The following is a 17402-nucleotide window of genomic DNA, read 5'->3' on the forward strand; positions in this document are numbered from 1 at the left end:
CCATGCCGAACTGTTTGGAACGGAAAAAAGTGTTGCTGGTGCCGCTTGACCCGGTACACGATATCGGCTTGAAAATGCTTCGCCGAGGCATTGAAGAGGCGGGGCATCAGACCATGCTGCTGCCGCCAGACTTGCCGCCCGAGGAGATCGTCAGCGTCATCAGCCGCGAGAGCCCCGATCAGGTGCTCGTCAGCCGGACCTTGGGCTACGGTGTGGCCGAACTGCTGGCCCGTTTTGTCGACTTGACGGATGCGGCGGGACTGCGGGACAAAACAACGCTCGTTGTCGGTGGCATGGCGATTCGTCCCGAATTGGCGGCAGAGCTCGGCTTCGACGCCGGGTTTGGTCCCGGCACATCGGTGGATGAGGTGATCGCCTATATTGAAGGCCGGCCCTTCCAGCCTGACGCGGCGAAGGTGAAGAAGGAAAAAGCCCAGTTGACGGCGGGATATACCTACGAATACCGCCATCCAGCTATCGGAAAATTGCTGGACAAGATCGTCGACGGCATCTTGGAGTGGACCGAAGGGAAAACTTCGCTGGGGATAAAACGGGCGAGACTGCGCGATGAGGCTTGGGATGTAGAGATGTGGCGCCAGGGCAAAATCGATGACCGGTTCAGTGAAGCCTATGCGGCGCTTTGCGACCCTGTCGCCGAAGCCTATTACCGCAAGGGCGAGGTCCATCCTAAGACACGCCGTCAGAGCAAGGAAGAGATCGCCCGCCTGGAAGACTACCTGACCTCCGTAGAAAAAAGGATGACCGTGCGCCGGTTGCAGCACCAGGAGCGCCAGCCCAGGGTCTTTATCCAGTACGGCACAGGTTGCCCCTTTATGGACATTGCTCACATCAAGGTTTGCGAAGCTTGGGGCGCCGACGGCGTCGTCCACTTTGACCCTTCCTGGGGGGCGCGAACGGAGGGATTTATCGGCGATTTTTTGACCCATCAGGAGGATGGTTCGGTGATCACCCCCGAAAACCTCGCCTGGATCAAAGCGGCCCTCGAACCTTCCACCCTCTGGCAGGTGCGCGCCCACCGGGGCGTAAACACGCCGGAGACGGTCGTCCTGGCGGGCAAGCTCGGCGCCGACCTGACCAAGATCAACATCGCCTACGGCGCATTGGCCGCCGGCACCGATCCGGCGCGTTTGACTGTCGATGGGGTGGAGGCCATCCGTATGGCCGTCAAGTACAACCTCCCCTTCGATGTGGTCACCAATGAGGAGTTGGCCGGCGTTCCCGCCCATAAAGCTTTTGCGGGCATGCTGATCGTCGCCGCCCTGGCCCGCCGCCTGGGCGGCCGTCCCATGCTGCAACCGCTCTTCGCCTTCAGCCCCGAGGTGATGGTCAGCGGCCAGATGGGCGACAACTATGTCGATTTCAACGCCGCCAAAATCGAGGCCTTGCGCGCCATCATCGACGCGCCGATCTGGCCCGGAGCGCCCATCGGCTTTTTGACGCAGACGGAGGATCGGGTGCAGTCCTCCATGACCACTGCGCTGCACGCCGCCCTGGCTGCGTCTCTCCAGGTGGACGCCATCTCCATCGCCTCGTCTGACGAGGCCTATTCGGGCGGCCCCATCGTCGCCGCCTCCCGTGTCGACACCCTGCGCGCCGTCGCCGAGGGTTTCCGGTTTTTCGGCGAGGGGCGCGTCGAGCCGACGAAGCAAGCCGGTCCTTGGGCAAGAGAGATCGTCGAGAAGATCGAGGCGGTCTTGCGAGCGGTGGCCGACGCGCCTTCGTTCCCCGAAGCGCTATACACCGGGTTGCTGGGCAGCAAGGAGGAAGGCGCCTACCCGGGACGGGGCGGACGGGGAACGGTCACGACGGAATGAAGACGGTTGGCATCGCAGGAACAGCGAAAAACACGGGTAAGACGACGACCGCCACGGCATTGCTCCGGGAAGCCTATCGCCGCCGGCGCCGGATCGCCGTCACCTCGATCGGCTATGACGGCGAGGAAGTGGATAACATCACCGGCTTGCCCAAGCCGCGGCTCGCCCTGGCGGCAGGAACCCTCGTCGCAACAGCCCGCCAATGCCTGCCGCCGTCCACCGCCGACATCCGCATCCTCGATGACACGAATATCCCCAGCGCCCTCGGACCCATCGTCATCGGCGAGGTGGTGTCACCGGGTCTTGTCGTCGTCGCCGGACCCAACAAGTCGGCCGAGGTCGGCTGGATAAAAGGGCGTCTTGCTCGCTACCGTCCCGACCTGATCATGGTGGATGGCGCCCTCAACCGCATCGCGCCCATGATCGAGACGGACGGGTTGATCCTGGCCACCGGCGCCGCTCGCCATACCGATCCCGGGCGTCTCACTGCCGAGACGGAGAGCATCGCCCAGATTTTTCGTCTGCCTCAGGGCAGTACAGCCGTTTTCACGGAAACAGGCGGCGTCGCCTATCGCTGGGAAGGGCACTGGCGCAAGATGCCCCTGGCGGAGGCGCAGATGCTGACTGTCGACGACGGACGGGATCTGGGGCGGCAGGCCCTCGCCTTTCTCCCTGGTGTGTCCAAGGTCCCATTGGAGGGTTTGATCGCTCTGCCGAGGCTGGTGACCACCGCCGCAGTCCGTTCCCTGCTCGCTACAGCCGGCCATCGGCTGAAAGGGTGGCGCCTCTTTTTTCGCGATCCCGTCACCCTGTTGCTCAGCGACAGCCCCGGTGAAACGGACCTGATGCTGCGCCAGGTGAGGGCGTGGGGACTGACGCCGGTGCTGCGGCGCACGATCCCGCTCCTGGCCGTCACGGTCAATCCCTTTTACCCGGAATATGACGCCGAGAGCCAGAGTTACCGCCCTCGATACCTGCCCGGCGGGGTTTTGGAGGGAAAGCTGGGGAGACGATTGAGAGTGCCGGTGCTGGATGTCAAGCGGGAGGGGGCCTTGGCCCTGTGGCGGAAGGCGCTGGGGTTTTAGAGCCAACATGCAAAAGGGAAAAACAGATAGGGAGAAGGATTTTGATGGTTACTGACGAATAATTTTCGAGTTACCTGGGAATACCGGGAGTGTTCCCGGCTTTCCTTTTTTATTGCGCAGGGGGTACGGGCTGTGAAGGGGATTCGTGTCGGCGCCGGTCAGATTGGGATGCTCGTTCTGTTTATGATCGTGGGCGCCATCATCGGCAGTTTGATCGGGGAAGCGCTGAGCCCTGTCGTGCCTGTCATGAAGCTGAACAAGGAAGTTGAACTCGGCCCGGCTCACATCAATTTGGTGTCATTCAGTTTCACCGTCGGCCTTGGCATCAAGCTGAACCTGGCCGGCGCCGCAGGGATGGTGGCCGGCATCTTTCTTTACCGGCGATTCTAGCCTGGAGGGATTTTTTTGAACCTCGTGCTGGCATCGGCGTCGCCTCGTCGGCGCCAGTTGCTCACCGACCTGGGGATTCCCTTTACGGTCATTCCCAGCGATTTTTCAGAAGAAGGGGTCGACGATCTGGCTCCGGAGGCGCAGGCGATGACGCTGGCTCGCGGCAAAGCGCAGTGGGTTTGCCACCGTGTCTCCGACGGGATCGTCCTGGGCGCCGACACGATCGTCGTCGTCGACGACGATGTGCTCGGCAAGCCGAAAACGCCCGACCATGCCCGGGAGATGCTCAAGGGTCTCGCCGGACGCACCCATCGCGTGATCACAGGGCTGGCCCTGTTTCACGTCAACGAGGGCCGCATTGTCAAAGAAACGAGCGGTTATGAAGAGACGCAGGTCCATTTTCGCGCCCTCACGGAGGAGGACATCGACCGCTATGTCGCCACCGGCGACTGTCTGGATAAAGCCGGCGCCTACGGCATCCAGGGGCTGGCCGCCTTGCTGGTCGAAGGCTTGGAAGGCGATTACTTTAACGTTGTGGGGTTGCCCCTCGTCCGCTTGGACAAACTGCTTCGCCAATGGGGGATTTCCCTGATGATGCTTGGAACGGAAGGGAACAAAAGCGCCACGACTCCCGCTTAGCAGTCGCACATTGACAGCCCGTTCCCCACGATAGAGGGGGATGGCCGTGAGTGAAACCTATCATTTAACCATTAAAGACCTGCCCGAGGATTTGCGCCCCCGTGAACGCCTCCTATCGGCAGGACCGCAGGCATTGACCAACGCCGAGCTGTTGGCGATCCTGTTGCGGACGGGAACGACCCGGGAAACGGCCATTGACATGGCCCATCGCATCCTCCGGCAGGGAGGGCTGCGTTTTTTGGCAGAAGCGACCGCCGACGAACTGAGCGCCCTCAAAGGGCTGGGCGCCGCCAAGGCGGCGCAGGTCAAAGCAGCCGTAGAGTTGGGCCGCCGCATCGCTTCGACGGCGCCTGAATCGCGTCCCGCCATCCGTTCGCCAGAGGATGCCAGTCGACTCGTGATGGAGGATATGCGCTTTTTGGATCGAGAAGTCTTCCGCGCCATCGCCTTGAACACGAAGAACCAGGTTCTCAGCATTGAGGATATCTCCGTGGGCAGCTTATCGTCGTCCATTGTCCATCCCCGGGAGTTGTTCAAAGTCCTGATTCGCAAAAGCGCCGCTGCGGTTGTGCTCGTACATAACCATCCCAGCGGAGACCCTACGCCTTCGCGGGAGGATCGCGAGATTACGCGTCGAATTGTTGAAGCAGGAAGAATTTTGGGGATTGAGATCCTCGACCACGTGATCATCGGTGATAACCGCTACAGCAGCCTCAAAGAACTTGGATACGTCTGATCCGGTAAGGAGATAGGAATATGTTTACAAAAGATCTGGGCATCGACCTCGGCACCGCCAACACGCTGGTGCACATGAAAGGCCGCGGGATCATCCTGCGGGAGCCTTCTGTCGTCGCGATTCAACGGGACAGCAGTTCCGTCATGGCTGTCGGCGAGGAGGCCAAGCAGATGATCGGCCGGACGCCCGGCAACATCACCGCCATCCGTCCCATGAAAGACGGCGTCATCGCTGACTTTGACATCACCATGTCCATGCTGCGCTACTTCATCCGCAAGGCCCTTGGCTCCAGCACAGGCCTCTTCTCCCGCGTCCGCGTCGTCGTCTGCGTCCCCTGCGGCGTCACCGCCGTTGAGGAGCGCGCCGTCAAGGAAGCGGCCCTGCAGGCCGGCGCCAGGGAGGCCTACCTCATCGAAGAACCCATGGCGGCGGCCATCGGCGCCGGACTGCCCGTTCATGAACCCACCGGCAATATGATCGTCGACATCGGCGGCGGCACCACAGAGGTGGCCGTCATCTCCCTCGGCGGCATCGTCACCTCCAAATCGATCCGCATCGCCGGCGATGAGATGGATGAAGCCATTGCCGCCTACATCAAGCGCCAGTACAACCTGGCCATCGGCGAACGGACATCAGAGGAGATCAAGATCCGTCTCGGATCGGCGTACCTCGATCGCGCCGAGGAATTGCATGAGGCCATCGACGTGCGGGGCCGCGACCTCGTCTCCGGCCTTCCGAAAACAGTCACTGTCACGGCCGAGGAGATCCAAAAAGCCCTCTCCGAGCCGGTGGCCGCCATCATCGACGCCATCAAGGTCTGTCTGGAAAAAACGCCGCCCGAACTGGCAGCCGACCTGATGGAACACGGCATCGTCATGGCGGGCGGTGGTTCCCTCCTGCGCGGACTCGACCGCCTCGTCAGCCTGCAGACCGGCATGCCTGTCTACCTAGCCGACGAGCCCCTCTCCGCCGTCGCCCTGGGCACCGGTCGCGTCCTCGAAAACATCCCTGCCCTCAAGCGTGTCTTACTCCCGCAAAAGCGGCTCAATTAGGTCCGGCTTCATCGGCAGGGACATGCATGATTTAATAGGAAATTGTTGAAAAAACCAAAAACCCGTTGATTATTTGTCGTCATTGATCGAAAATAGTTGAGTGACGCGTTGCCTTTTCTGGATGTCGTGAACAGGTGTTCCAGTGGCGTCCTAGGAATTATGCATCACGTCAACGGACATGGAATCAACGGCATAAGCCGGCTAGCGCGCAAGGGGGACTGCACAGGGGACATTGCTGTGCGGCATAAACCGAGTTCGCGGCGGGGCCGCCTGGCCCTGCTTGTAGAGAGCCAGGCAAGTGGGAAAAGGGATAGCGAAAGACACAGGGATGTGCCTTGATCCATTAAGGGGGAAGCCTTTTTGGCCCGAACAAGAATGAGAAAGACACTTCTTGTCGTCGGCTTTGGAACGGTCATCGGCCTGGGGCTTCTTCGTATGACGAGCAACGACCGGTGGGACACGACGATGTTGGAGAGTTCCAGCCATGCGCTGCTGGCGCCTTTCCAGTCAGGTCTTGCCTATGTAACCGGACAGGGGGAGGCCATGGGCCAGGCGGTGATCAACTACCGTCAGGTCAAGGAGGAGAACGAGGCCCTTCGCCAGGAAAATGGCGAATTGCGTCGTGAAAATGGGCTTCTTCGCCAGTACCAGTTGGAAAATCTCCGAATGAAAGAGATGCTGGCGTTTAAAGAGGAAAAAGGGGGGAACTACCAGATGGTCGCGGCCCGGGTGATCGGCCGTGAGACATCGACGTGGTTCCGTTCATTGACCCTCGACCGGGGATCGGCCGATGGGATCGCCAAAGATATGGTCGTCATCAACAATGACGGATTGATCGGTCATGTCACCTCCGTATCGCCCCATTCCTGTCAGGTTCTGTTGATCATTGACCGGGAAGCGCCGGTGCCATCGATGATTCAGATGACACGGGAGCCGGGGATCGTCGAGGCGAAGGGGGACAACTCGGGATTGTTGCAGATGTTGCACCTGCGGCGTGACGCGCCGGTGCAGCAAGACCAACTGATCGTCTCGTCCGGCCTGGGATCGCTGTACCCGAAAGGCCTGCGCATCGGCTATGTCGTCGCCGTCGAGCCCGAACCGAACGGTTTGACGAAACAGGCCACACTCCGGCCTGCTGTCGACTTTCAGAGGCTGGAAGAGGTTTTCATCGTCCAGAAGGTCCTGCGCCAGGAGGGAGAATAGTTGCGCCATCTGAACCTGGTCCTGTTGCTGCTGGCGAGCACGACCTTGCAGACAACCCTGATGACCAACCTGGCCATTGCCGGCGTAACACCCCATCTGGTGTTGATCCTTGTCGTCTTTACGGCCATACTCAACGGCGGTCGTTTCGGCAGCATCTTCGGTGTCTGCGCCGGCCTGTTTTTGGACATGCTGACAGGACGCTACATCGGGTTGAACGCACTGGCCCTGGCGGCTACGGCCGGCCTCTGCGGCTTCATCGAGGGGCGGCTGTACAAAGACAACCTGCTCGTACCCATCGGTTGTGTACTCGCCGGCACCTTCGCCTACCATACCCTGGCCTTCTTGCTGGGGAGTTTCGCCGGCCTGCCCTTCGCCGTCGGCGGTTTTTTCATGACCCTCTTGACCCAGGCTCTTTATAACACAGCGGCAGTCCCCTTGCTCTACGGCGCCTTTTACCGGGTCGCTCGCAAGGGATGGCTGCCGAAGGAAGAGGTGGGTTCGTGAGTCTCGATTTACACAACCTCGTCAATGAAATGGGCAACGAGATGACCGTCGATCCGCCTGCCGCAAAGCGTCGAAAAGACCTGGAAAAGACGTTGCGGTTCTTTGCCGTGGCGGCGGTCTTCGTCTTCCTGATCCTCATCAGCCGTCTCTTTTATCTCCAATTTGTCGCTTCAACGGAATACCTGACGACGTCCGAGGAAAACCGGATCAAGATGCTGCCGATCCCGGCCATGCGCGGCGATATCGTCGACCGCAATGGCGCGACGCTGGCCACGTCAGTTCCGGTCTTTAACGCCTATGTGACATATTTGGGCATTCAGAATAACGACCGCGAGGCTGTTGTGCAGAAGCTGGTCCAGATCCTGGGCGCCAATGACCCCACGATCACAGCGGACTACATCAGCGAACAGTTCAAAAAGCGCAGGTCTCGGCTCTACGAGCCCATCCTGATCAAGTCCAACCTGACCGACACCGAGGTGGCCATGCTTGAGGAACGCCGGGCCGAATTGCCGGGTGTTGTTGTCGAAAAAGGCCCTGTGCGCAGCTATCCTTCCGTAGATGGCAGCCAGATCGCCGGTCACCTGCTCGGATATGTCCGGCAGATCAGCCCTGAAGAGCTCAAGCAGTATGGCGATGAGAATTATCGCCTCGATGATATGATCGGGAAGACGGGTCTGGAAAAGGCCTATGAAAAATACCTCCGTGGACGGGACGGCTATCAGCAGGTGGAGATCAACCAGTCCAACCGCCCCATCCGCAACCTCTATACCAACAGCCCTACGCCGGGCGATCGTTTGGTCTTGACCATCGACTCCAGGGTGCAGAAGGCGATGGAAGAGACGATGGACCGGACCTTGATCCAGCTGCAGAGAGAGAACGCGAAGGCCAAAGCCGGCGCCGCCGTTCTGATCAATGTCCGCACCGGCGCTATCCTGGGGATGGTATCACGGCCGGCCCTCAACCCGAACGACTTCGTCGGGGCCATGAACCAGGAAAAAGCGGACTATTACTTCCGCTCCGATCCGCCGGCGGGAATCAACCGGGTGATCCAAGCCTCCTACCCGCCGGGATCCACGTTTAAACCGATCACCGCCATGGCTGCGTTGGAAGCAGAACGACTGAACCCCTATGAGAAGATCACCTGCACCGGCGCTTACTGGGAGAAACCCAATATCAAATGCTGGAGCGTGCATGGCGCTGTCAACCTAAACGAAGCGGTCGCCGGTTCCTGCAACGTCTATTTTCAAGAGATGGGTCGCCGGGCCGGCATCGACAACATCAGCCGCATCGCCCGCGAGTTTGGCCTCGGTCAGGAGACGGGCATCCTGCTGCCCGGTGAGGAGGAAGGTCTCCTGCCCGGTCGCGACTGGAAGCGCGCCTGGGGAAGTTCCTATGCGGACAACCGGTACCAGGCTCGCATGCGGGAACAGGAAAAGAAGACCCGTGAAGAATTGGCCAATGCCCAGACGGAAGAGGAAAAAGGCAAGATCCAGAAAAAAGACACATCCATGCGCAAGACGATCGAGCGCGACTATCGCAACGATCTGAACTACTGGCCCTATTGGCAGCCCTACGAGACCTACAACACCTCCATCGGTCAGGGTCGTAACCAGTATACTGTGTTGCAGATTGCCAACTACATTGCCACACTGGCCAATGGGGGCACCCGCTTCCAGCCCTACATGGTCGACCGGATTGAAACGCCGGACAAGTCGGTTGTCCAACAGTTCGGACCGACCATCCTCAACCAGGTCTCTGTATCGCCTGAGCACATGGCCACGGTCCGACGGGCCATGCTGGCTGTCACAGAGCCGGGGGGGACGGCGTCGTACCTGTTTCACAATTTCCCTGTCAAAGTCGCTGCCAAGACAGGCACAGCCGAAACGGGACGAGCCGGTGACAACAAGGATAAGGATTACCACGGTGTTTTCGTCGCCTTTGCGCCTTATGACAACCCGGAAGTGGCCTATGCCGGCGTTGTCGAGTACGGTTACCATGGCGGGGCTTCCGCCGGCGTCGTGGCGCGTGCTGCCCTGGAATCCTACTTCGGCGTCTCCCCATCGAGCCCGGATGCCTTGGTTCCCTTTGGGCGTGTCGAAGAGTAAGGGAAACGAGGAGCCAGTCTCCTCGTTTTTTTGTTTTGCTTGAAGGAATTCCCCCCAAAGCGTAGAATTTATTGATGGAACAAAAATGGTAAAGATATGGAAATCGGCTGAGGGGCGAGTTGACGGCAATGCGAAAAGCAGACATCGTGATCAAAGGATCCAAAGACGGTCTTACCTTCTTTTTGGACTCCCAGTGCGATTTTTACGAACTGGCCGCTGCGATAGAAGAAAAACTGGCTTCCGCCGATTGTTTTCTTGTGGGCGCCCATGTCACCATCGATGTGGGGACACGGCAACTCCAAACGGACCAGATCGAACGGCTTCGAACCCTCTTCCCGTCCTATGGGCTCATCTTGCGGGGCATCAATTCCTGGGCCGACTCGGCCGGCCAAAACGACGAGGAGGAAAGGGTTGTGTTGAAAGGAAACCGGGAACGCATCTACCAGATCGCCAATCACCTCTATGAGTCGAGCGAACGGACCGATGGCGCCGCCAAAAACCGGGAGAACTGGGAGAGCGCCGCACCTGATTTTTCGCCCGTCGAAGAGGCTTTTGAACATACCGTTGCCCCAGCGGAACCGGTTGATCAATACGGCGGCGCCTCCACCGATTCGCAAACCGGCATCCTGACCCAGGGGGGCGATGAGCGGACGCTGCTCATCCAGCGAACCCTTCGTTCCGGTCAGACGGTGCGCTATCCCGGCCATGTGGTCATTCTGGGCGATGTCAACCCGGGCGCCGAAATCGTCGCCGGGGGCAACATCATCGTCATGGGAGTGTTCCGCGGTGTCGCCCACGCCGGCGCCATGGGCAGCGATGAGGCGGTCGTGACCGCCTACCGGCTTCGCCCGACCCAACTGCGAATTGCCAATCATATCACCCGTCCGCCTGATGAGGAGGAGGAAGGCCCTGACCATCCGGAAATCGCCCGCATACGGGATGGCATGGTGACGATTGAGCGCTACCATTATGGAAACAAAGCTTACGGCAAAGACATGTAAGGGAGGATCACACATGGGTGAAGTGTTTGTCATCACCTCAGGCAAAGGCGGCGTCGGCAAAACAACAACGACGGCCAATATCGGTACAGGACTGGCTGCACTCGGCTTCAAAGTCGTCCTGGTCGATACGGATATCGGGTTGCGCAACCTCGATGTCGTCATGGGGCTGGAAAATCGGATCGTCTACGATATCGTCGATGTGACCAGCGGCCAAGTCACCTACGCCAAGGCGCTGATCAAGGATAAGCGGTTCCCTGACGGTCGTCTTAGCCTGTTGCCGGCAGCCCAGACAAAGGACAAGACAGCCGTCAACCAGGCCCAGATGAAGAAGCTCTGCGAAGACCTGAGACAGGAGTTCGACTTCGTGTTGATCGACTGCCCCGCCGGAATCGAACAGGGGTTCAAGAACGCCATCGCCGGCGCTGAAAAGGCCGTTGTCGTCACGACACCTGAGGTCTCGGCGATCCGGGACGCCGACCGCATCATCGGTCTCCTGGAGGCGGCAGGACTGCGCAACCCCCGGCTGATCATCAACCGCCTGCGGCCGACGATGGTCAAACAGGGGGACATGATGTCTATCGAGGACATGGTCGACATCTTGGCCATCGATGTCCTCGGTGTCGTGCCTGAAGACGACACCATCGTCATCTCTACCAACAAAGGCGAACCGGCGGTGCTTGATGACAACTCCCGCGCCGGACAAGCCTACCGGAACATCACCCGTCGCTTGACCGGCGCCGAGGTGCCCCTGATGAACCTGGAGATCTCGGAAGGCTTCATTGATAAAGTTCGCAAAATCTTCGGCATGAACCGCTAACAGGCAGGAAAGGGGGCAGGAAAGCCCATGGCGGTGCTGGATTTTTTAAATCGCATGTTCAGCCGCGACAGCGGCAACAGCAAAAACATTGCAAAGGAGCGCCTGCGTCTCGTGCTGGTTCACGATCGCAGCAGCGTTTCGCCGGAAATCATGGACGCGCTCAAAGAGGACCTGATCAAGGTCATCTCCAGTTATCTGGAGATCGATGAGAGAGCCTTGGAAGTCAACTTAAACAATGAAGAGGCCTCTGTTGCCCTGGTGGCAAATATTCCCGTCCTCGGATTAAAGCGTCGCAATGTCTGATTTTGTGGGAGCGACGGGCAACTTCAAAAAATAAGTAGAATCCCAGTAACAGGAAGCCCCTCTTTTTACAAAATGGGAGGGGCTTTTCATTGTCTGTACGATCCCCTATAATAGGAATGTCTTCAGACCATAGGGTAGGGGGAACACCATTGCGCTGGAAACTTGCGCGGAACCTGGATCTGACACTGGTTGCCGTTGTGCTTCTCCTGCTGACCTTCAGCATTATCATCATGCGCAGCGCTTCATCCAATGTGGGCGCCGACCCGATGGCCTTCGCCCGCAAGCAAACCATCTGGGTCTTTGTCGGAGTCGGCCTTGTGATCGTATCGATGTTTTTTCACTATCAAGCCTATTCCCGCTATTCCTGGTACCTCTATGGGCTTAACATTGTGATCCTTGTGGCCGTGTTGATCCCCGGTCTTGGTGTCAACGTCAACGGGGCCGTTCGCTGGATCAACATTGGCGGATTTCAGTTTCAGCCATCTGAATTCGCCAAGCTCCTCATGATCCTCACCTTTGCCGACTTCCTGTCCAAAAGACAGGGGCGTCTGGACACCTTGAAGGACATGCTTCCTTGTTTCGCCTTCGTGGCTGTGCCGATGGTGCCGATCCTGAAGCAGCCGGACCTAGGTACATCCCTCGTCTTCATCGCCATCATGCTGGGAATGATGACAGCGGCCGGAGCGAACAAGAAAATCCTGGGCCTCCTCGTGTTCTCCGGTATCGTGGTGATCGTTGTGGCCATCTATAGCCACCTGAACTGGGGACTTCCTTTGCCCTTGAAGGACTACCAGATCAAGCGATTGATCATCTTCCTCGATCCGGACATAGACCCCCTTGGTGACGGATACCACATCCGCCAATCGCTCGTCGCCGTCGGCTCGGGCGGACTCTTTGGCAAAGGGTTATTCCAAGGCACCCAGGCCCAATTGAATTTTCTGCCGGAACACCACACAGATTTTATCTTTTCCGTTGTCGGCGAGGAACTTGGCTTTATCGGCGCCGTTGGCCTGTTGGCGCTCTTCTTCGTCATCATCCTGCGCGGCCTTCGCATCGCCCTTGATGCTCGAGACGGTTTCGGTTCCCTCGTTGTGACGGGAATTGTATCCATGTGGCTCTTCCATGTCCTGGTCAACGTGGGTATGACAACAGGCATCATGCCGGTTACGGGGATTCCCTTGCCCTTTGTCAGCTACGGCGGTTCGGCCATGCTGACAAACCTCGTCTGTTTGGGCTTGTTGCTCAACGTTTACTGGCGTAGACAGTCGATAATGTTTTAGGAGTGGACATGTCATGAGTCAGGAACAACTAAACGTCAATGACCTCATCCAGATCCTCATCCCGGCGGGGAGTATCTATTCCGGTCATTACAAGAGCCGGATTGAGGATGTGGGAGAGGACACCCTGACGCTGGCATTGCCTTTCAAAGAGGGACAACTGATTCCGCTGCATATCGGGGAGCACCTGATCTTTTACAAGGCCAGCGAGCACGGGGTCTGGGTCTTTCAGACGATCGTGCAATCGCGCCGCTCGAACCCGCTTCCCGTGATCATCGTGAAAAAACCGATCCGCGCCGATAAGGTGCAGCGTCGCAACTTCTACCGCTTTCCCATCACCATTGCCACCCAGTACTGCAAACAAGAGAAGGATGTGGAACCCAAGGACTGGACCTGGTTCAAGGGGGTCATCCGCAACATCTCCGGCGGCGGCGTTTGCCTGACCGTTAAGGAGCAATTGCATGTGGGCGACAAGATCCTTGTGGATCTGCCTCTCGGCAAAGACCGGCTCCGCGTCAGCGGACAGGTCAAACGCTCCCTCATCGAAGGGGAGGGAAAGGAACTCGCCTACGTGTTGGGCATTGAGTTCCTGAACATCTCCCGGGGAGAACAGGAACGGGTGATTCAGTTTATCTTCACCCGACAGCGCGAGATGCGCAGCCAAGGAATCCAATAACCCTGCCGAAAACCCCCGGCGGGGTTATTTTTTTAGGACAAAAGCACCTGTCGGTGTAACTCATAACGAAGTATAATGAAAGGGCGACTCGGAACACACGTTCCGGGGCAACAGAGGAGGAACGGCGTGATGAACGAATATGCAGCCAACTGTCTGGGACTCACCGTGTCCTCTCCCAAGACAGGCTTTTTCTGTCGTTGGTGGAACCGCCGTCTGCCGCTGCAGGCGTTGGCCTGGGAACTGCAGCCCGAGCACCCGGCGCCGATTGTGGCCGTCCGTGTCGACAATGTCCTGGAGGATCTGGCCTATGTCCCCGAAGGGGACTGTCTGGTCGAGATGGTCGACATGTCCTCGGAAACGGGTCTGCGCGTCTACGGGCAGAGCCTTGCCTTCGTCTTGATGCGGGTGGCGCGCGAGTTATATCCCGGTCGTCAGTTGGAGGTCCAGTTCTCCCTGAACAAGGGCTTTTACGGGGAACTTTTGGGCGACCAACCGTTGACCGAAGAGATGGTCGACCGCTTGCGGGAACGGATGTGGGAAGTCGTCCGGGCCGCTGAACCGATCGACCGTCAGGTCGTCAGCCGTGATGAGGCGTTGCACATATTGGAAGCCGCCGGTCGCCAGGACCAGGCCGACATCCTCCGCTTTCGCAGCCGTGAACCGATGAACATCTACACCTGCGGCGGCTATGTGGCCTATAGCGACGAGATCCTGGTTCCCCATACGGGGATGATCACCACCTATCAACTGGTGCATCACTACGCCGGTTTTCTCTTGCGCCATCCGGACCAGTCCGATCCGTACCGGATCCCGCCCAATGTGGAACAGAAGCAACTGGCCTACATCTTCCGCGAGTCCGACAAATGGACCAAGATCGTCAAGGTGGGCGATGTGCGCGACCTCAATGGTCACATCGGTGCAGAGAAGACGGGGGAATTGATTCGCATCGCCGAAGCGCTTCATGAAAAGAAGATCGCCCAGATCGCCGATCGGATCGCCGAAGATCCCGATAAGGCGCGATTGATCCTGATCGCCGGTCCCTCTTCCTCGGGAAAGACAACCTTTGCCCAGCGGCTAAAGATCCAGTTGCGCGTCAATGGCCTTGATCCGGTGACCCTGTCGATCGACGACTACTTCCTGCCGCGCGCCCAGACACCGCGCGACGGTGCCGGCAACTATGACTTCGAGTCCATCGACGCCGTCGATTGCGCCCTCTTCAACGACCACTTGATGAAATTGATCGCCGGAGAGGCTGTCGAGATCCCGCGCTATAATTTCCATACGGGCGATCGGGAGTTTCACGACGATATGGCCCAAGCCGGCATCGATCGGCCCATCATTGTGGAAGGGATCCATGGTCTTAACGAAAAGTTGACGGCAGCGGTCGCCCGCGATCACAAGTTTAAGATCTATGTGAGCGCCCTCATGGAACTCAACCTGACCCCCATGAACTACATCAAGACGACCGATGCCCGCTGCATCCGCCGCATCGTCCGGGACCACCAGTTCCGTTCTCACGATGCGCTGCGGACCTTGACCATGTGGCCCTCTGTCCGCCGAGGCGAGGAACGGTGGATCTTCCCCTTTCAGGAAGAGGCGGACATCATGTTCAACTCTGCTCTCGTCTATGAACTGGCTGTCCTGGCCCGCTACGCGGCGCCGCTGCTGGAGGCCATCTCTCGCGACTCGAAGGCCTACGGAGAGGCGCAACGACTCTTGACGCTGCTCGATTATTTCCGACCGATGGGGGATGTTGAGGTTCCTCATAACTCCATCCTCCGCGAATTTATCGGCGGCAGTTGTTTTTTCTAAGGAGTGCTAACGGTGGTAAAAGGATCTCATCGGTATCTCGCGGCGGCAGCCCTTTTGGCGGGCTGGCTGACCGCGTCTCTCTGCTTTGGACAACCCCAGACGGCGGCTGCGGCTTCGCCGTCCCAGGAGACCGTCAATCTGGTCATCAACGGCAAAGCCGTCGTCCCCGATTCGCCGCCGGTCATCGTCAAGGACCGGGTGCTGGTGCCCGTTCGCGTCATCTCAGAACAACTGGGACTGAAAGTGGATTGGAACAGCGAAAAATACGAAGCCGCCCTGTCCGGCGACGGGTTGATGATCGCCCTGCGCCCCGGACAGTGGGAGGCCGAGGTCAATGGCAAAAGGGTCGCCCTGGACGCCCCGGCCCAACTCCGAAACGATCGGCTCTTTGTCCCCTTGCGCTTTGTCGGCGCCTCCATGGGCGGGAAGATCGATTGGGACGGCGATAGCCGGACGGCGTACGTGGCATCGACAGGGGAACCGTCGTCACCGCCGTCGTCATCGCCGGCGACACCGGGGACGACATCCCCAACGTCCCCTGCAGGTCAGGCGCCGGCAACGCCGGCTTCGCCGGGCGGGGCTGGCCCATCCCCTGCTTCGCCAGGTTCGTCGACACCGTCCGGAACGCCGGCAGCGCCCGCCGGAACGACAAATCCGGCCCCGGCCCCGGCGCCGACGGGTGGGCTCTATGATCTTGATTGGCAGATCGAAAATAATAAAGATATCGTGGTTCTGGCGAAGACGGACCAGCCTCAGTATCAACTCACCATTCTGGGCGGGCCTGACCGGGTCGTCGTCGATTTGCCGGGCGCCAAGCTGGGCGATGACCTGCTGAAAAACAGGACCATCAACTTGGGACCGGTCAAACAGGTGCGGCTCGGCCAGTTCCGGGAGGATATGGCTCGCATCGTCATCGATGTGAACGGACCGGTGACCCCGCAGATTGAAAAAACAGCCGACGGCCTGCGGATCCGGATTCCGGGAACAGCCCTGTTGCGGCATCCCGGAACGCCCCTGATCCTGCTGGATCCCGGTCACGGCGGCAGCGATCCCGGGGCGCTGGGACCGACAGGCAAACGGGAGAAGGATTTCACGGTGGCCATGGCCCTTAAGGTCCGTGACCTCCTGGTAAAACAGGGTGTTGATGTCTTGCTGATCCGCTCGGCAGACATGGATGTATCGTTGACCGACCGGGGGATCATCAACAACCGGATCCACCCTGACCTCTTTTTCAGTATTCATGCCAACTCTGCCTCGGCGCCGGAAGCGAGCGGAACAGAAACATGGATTTACGGGGAGGATAGCCGTCCCTTTGCCGAGGCGATCCAACGGAAGGTCCAACCGGCTACAGGGAGATCTGACCGGGGGATCAAACAAGCCAGATTCTATGTGTTGCGCACCTCCGAGGTTCCCGCTGCCTTGCTAGAGAGCGCCTTCATCTCCAATCCTGAAGAAGAGGCGCTCATGTTCTCACCGGATTTTCAAGATCGCGTCGCCCGGGCGATCGTGGGCGCCATGATGGAGTATTTAAAACGGCCCATGCGAACCTAAAGGTGTAACCGGTCGGAATATGACGAACGAAAAAAGATGCAAATGGAAGGAATTACTAGTCGTTCTATTGAATATGCATCATTGTGCTAGCGAAAGGCGCAGTGGAAGCGATGGTCGACCGGAGGCATGAGAGGGGGAACGCGGCTGATGTACATGGTTGCCTTGTTGGCGTTATTCATCGGGGCTGTCATTTGGCTCGAGTTGGGCCAAAAGAAGAGCTACCGGAAGATGCAGCGGCTTGACCCACAGGCGGTTCGGCGACTGGTCGGACAGGCCCAATCACGGGATCGTTTTCCCCCGGCGCAGGAGTACGGGACTCGGTATCCCGCCGAATAGGTTCGTCTTCTATTAAAATCGAAGTAGGATCAAAGAAACCCGCCCTTTTTCTTGCAACAGAAAGAGGGCGGGTTTTTTTG

At 58.9% G+C, this 17402-nt stretch carries 17 protein-coding genes; all 17 read left to right on the forward strand.

Annotation, left to right across the window (positions count from 1 at the left end; translation table 11 throughout):
• Positions 1–2: 2 nt before the first annotated feature.
• The 17 genes from GTO89_RS04310 to GTO89_RS04390 all read left to right on the forward strand — a co-directional run bounded on the left by GTO89_RS04310 (position 3) and on the right by GTO89_RS04390 (position 17322).
• The gene (locus tag GTO89_RS04310; RefSeq protein ID WP_161260841.1) at positions 3–1835 is read left to right on the forward strand and encodes a cobalamin B12-binding domain-containing protein; all 1833 of its coding nucleotides are present in this window, start codon (positions 3–5) and stop codon (positions 1833–1835) included.
• The gene (locus tag GTO89_RS04315) at positions 1832–2920 is read left to right on the forward strand and encodes a hypothetical protein (RefSeq protein WP_161260842.1); all 1089 of its coding nucleotides are present in this window, start codon (positions 1832–1834) and stop codon (positions 2918–2920) included. Before GTO89_RS04310 ends, GTO89_RS04315 begins: the two co-directional genes overlap by 4 nt.
• Before the next feature lie 132 nt (positions 2921–3052).
• On the forward strand, positions 3053–3310 hold the full coding sequence (locus GTO89_RS17775; protein WP_161260843.1) for a DUF4321 domain-containing protein: 258 nt from the start codon (positions 3053–3055) through the stop codon (positions 3308–3310).
• 24 nt (positions 3311–3334) lie between these two features.
• Complete coding sequence (locus GTO89_RS04325; RefSeq protein ID WP_328793865.1) at positions 3335–3949, forward strand: Maf family protein; 615 nt, start codon at positions 3335–3337, stop codon at positions 3947–3949.
• A 46-nt stretch (positions 3950–3995) separates the two neighbouring features.
• Positions 3996–4685 (forward strand): RadC family protein, encoded by a 690-nt coding sequence (gene radC / locus GTO89_RS04330; RefSeq protein WP_456237454.1) that lies wholly within the window; start codon positions 3996–3998, stop codon positions 4683–4685.
• Positions 4686–4705: 20 nt separating this feature from the next.
• Positions 4706–5737, forward strand: coding sequence for a rod shape-determining protein (locus GTO89_RS04335; protein ID WP_161260846.1), 1032 nt, complete (start codon positions 4706–4708; stop codon positions 5735–5737).
• Positions 5738–6097: 360 nt separating this feature from the next.
• Positions 6098–6940, forward strand: a complete 843-nt coding sequence (gene mreC / locus GTO89_RS04340) for a rod shape-determining protein MreC (RefSeq protein WP_161260847.1) — start codon at positions 6098–6100, stop codon at positions 6938–6940.
• Positions 6941–7444 carry a rod shape-determining protein MreD gene (gene mreD / locus GTO89_RS04345; protein ID WP_161260848.1) on the forward strand — a complete coding sequence of 168 codons (504 nt, stop codon included), beginning with the start codon at positions 6941–6943 and terminating at the stop codon, positions 7442–7444.
• Positions 7441–9549: a penicillin-binding protein 2 gene (gene mrdA, locus GTO89_RS04350; RefSeq protein ID WP_161260849.1), complete on the forward strand. Its 2109-nt coding sequence runs from the start codon at positions 7441–7443 to the stop codon at positions 9547–9549. Before mreD ends, mrdA begins: the two co-directional genes overlap by 4 nt.
• Before the next feature lie 128 nt (positions 9550–9677).
• Entirely contained in the window at positions 9678–10550 is an 873-nt protein-coding gene (minC, locus tag GTO89_RS04355; RefSeq protein ID WP_161260850.1) for a septum site-determining protein MinC, read from the forward strand.
• A 13-nt stretch (positions 10551–10563) separates the two neighbouring features.
• Complete coding sequence (gene minD, locus GTO89_RS04360) at positions 10564–11367, forward strand: septum site-determining protein MinD (RefSeq protein ID WP_161260851.1); 804 nt, start codon at positions 10564–10566, stop codon at positions 11365–11367.
• A gap of 33 nt (positions 11368–11400) precedes the next feature.
• On the forward strand, positions 11401–11670 hold the full coding sequence (minE, locus tag GTO89_RS04365) for a cell division topological specificity factor MinE (RefSeq protein ID WP_161261019.1): 270 nt from the start codon (positions 11401–11403) through the stop codon (positions 11668–11670).
• Between the two features lie 149 nt (positions 11671–11819).
• Complete coding sequence (gene rodA / locus GTO89_RS04370) at positions 11820–12950, forward strand: rod shape-determining protein RodA (RefSeq protein WP_235920231.1); 1131 nt, start codon at positions 11820–11822, stop codon at positions 12948–12950.
• 13 nt (positions 12951–12963) lie between these two features.
• Positions 12964–13623, forward strand: a complete 660-nt coding sequence (locus GTO89_RS04375) for a flagellar brake protein (RefSeq protein ID WP_161260853.1) — start codon at positions 12964–12966, stop codon at positions 13621–13623.
• A 129-nt stretch (positions 13624–13752) separates the two neighbouring features.
• Positions 13753–15435: a nucleoside kinase gene (locus tag GTO89_RS04380; RefSeq protein ID WP_161260854.1), complete on the forward strand. Its 1683-nt coding sequence runs from the start codon at positions 13753–13755 to the stop codon at positions 15433–15435.
• Between the two features lie 12 nt (positions 15436–15447).
• Entirely contained in the window at positions 15448–16986 is a 1539-nt protein-coding gene (locus GTO89_RS04385; RefSeq protein WP_161260855.1) for an N-acetylmuramoyl-L-alanine amidase, read from the forward strand.
• Positions 16987–17133: 147 nt separating this feature from the next.
• Complete coding sequence (locus GTO89_RS04390; RefSeq protein WP_161260856.1) at positions 17134–17322, forward strand: hypothetical protein; 189 nt, start codon at positions 17134–17136, stop codon at positions 17320–17322.
• Positions 17323–17402: the final 80 nt, after the last annotated feature.

Source organism: Heliomicrobium gestii (genome assembly GCF_009877435.1).
Lineage (GTDB): Bacteria > Bacillota > Desulfitobacteriia > Heliobacteriales > Heliobacteriaceae > Heliomicrobium > Heliomicrobium gestii.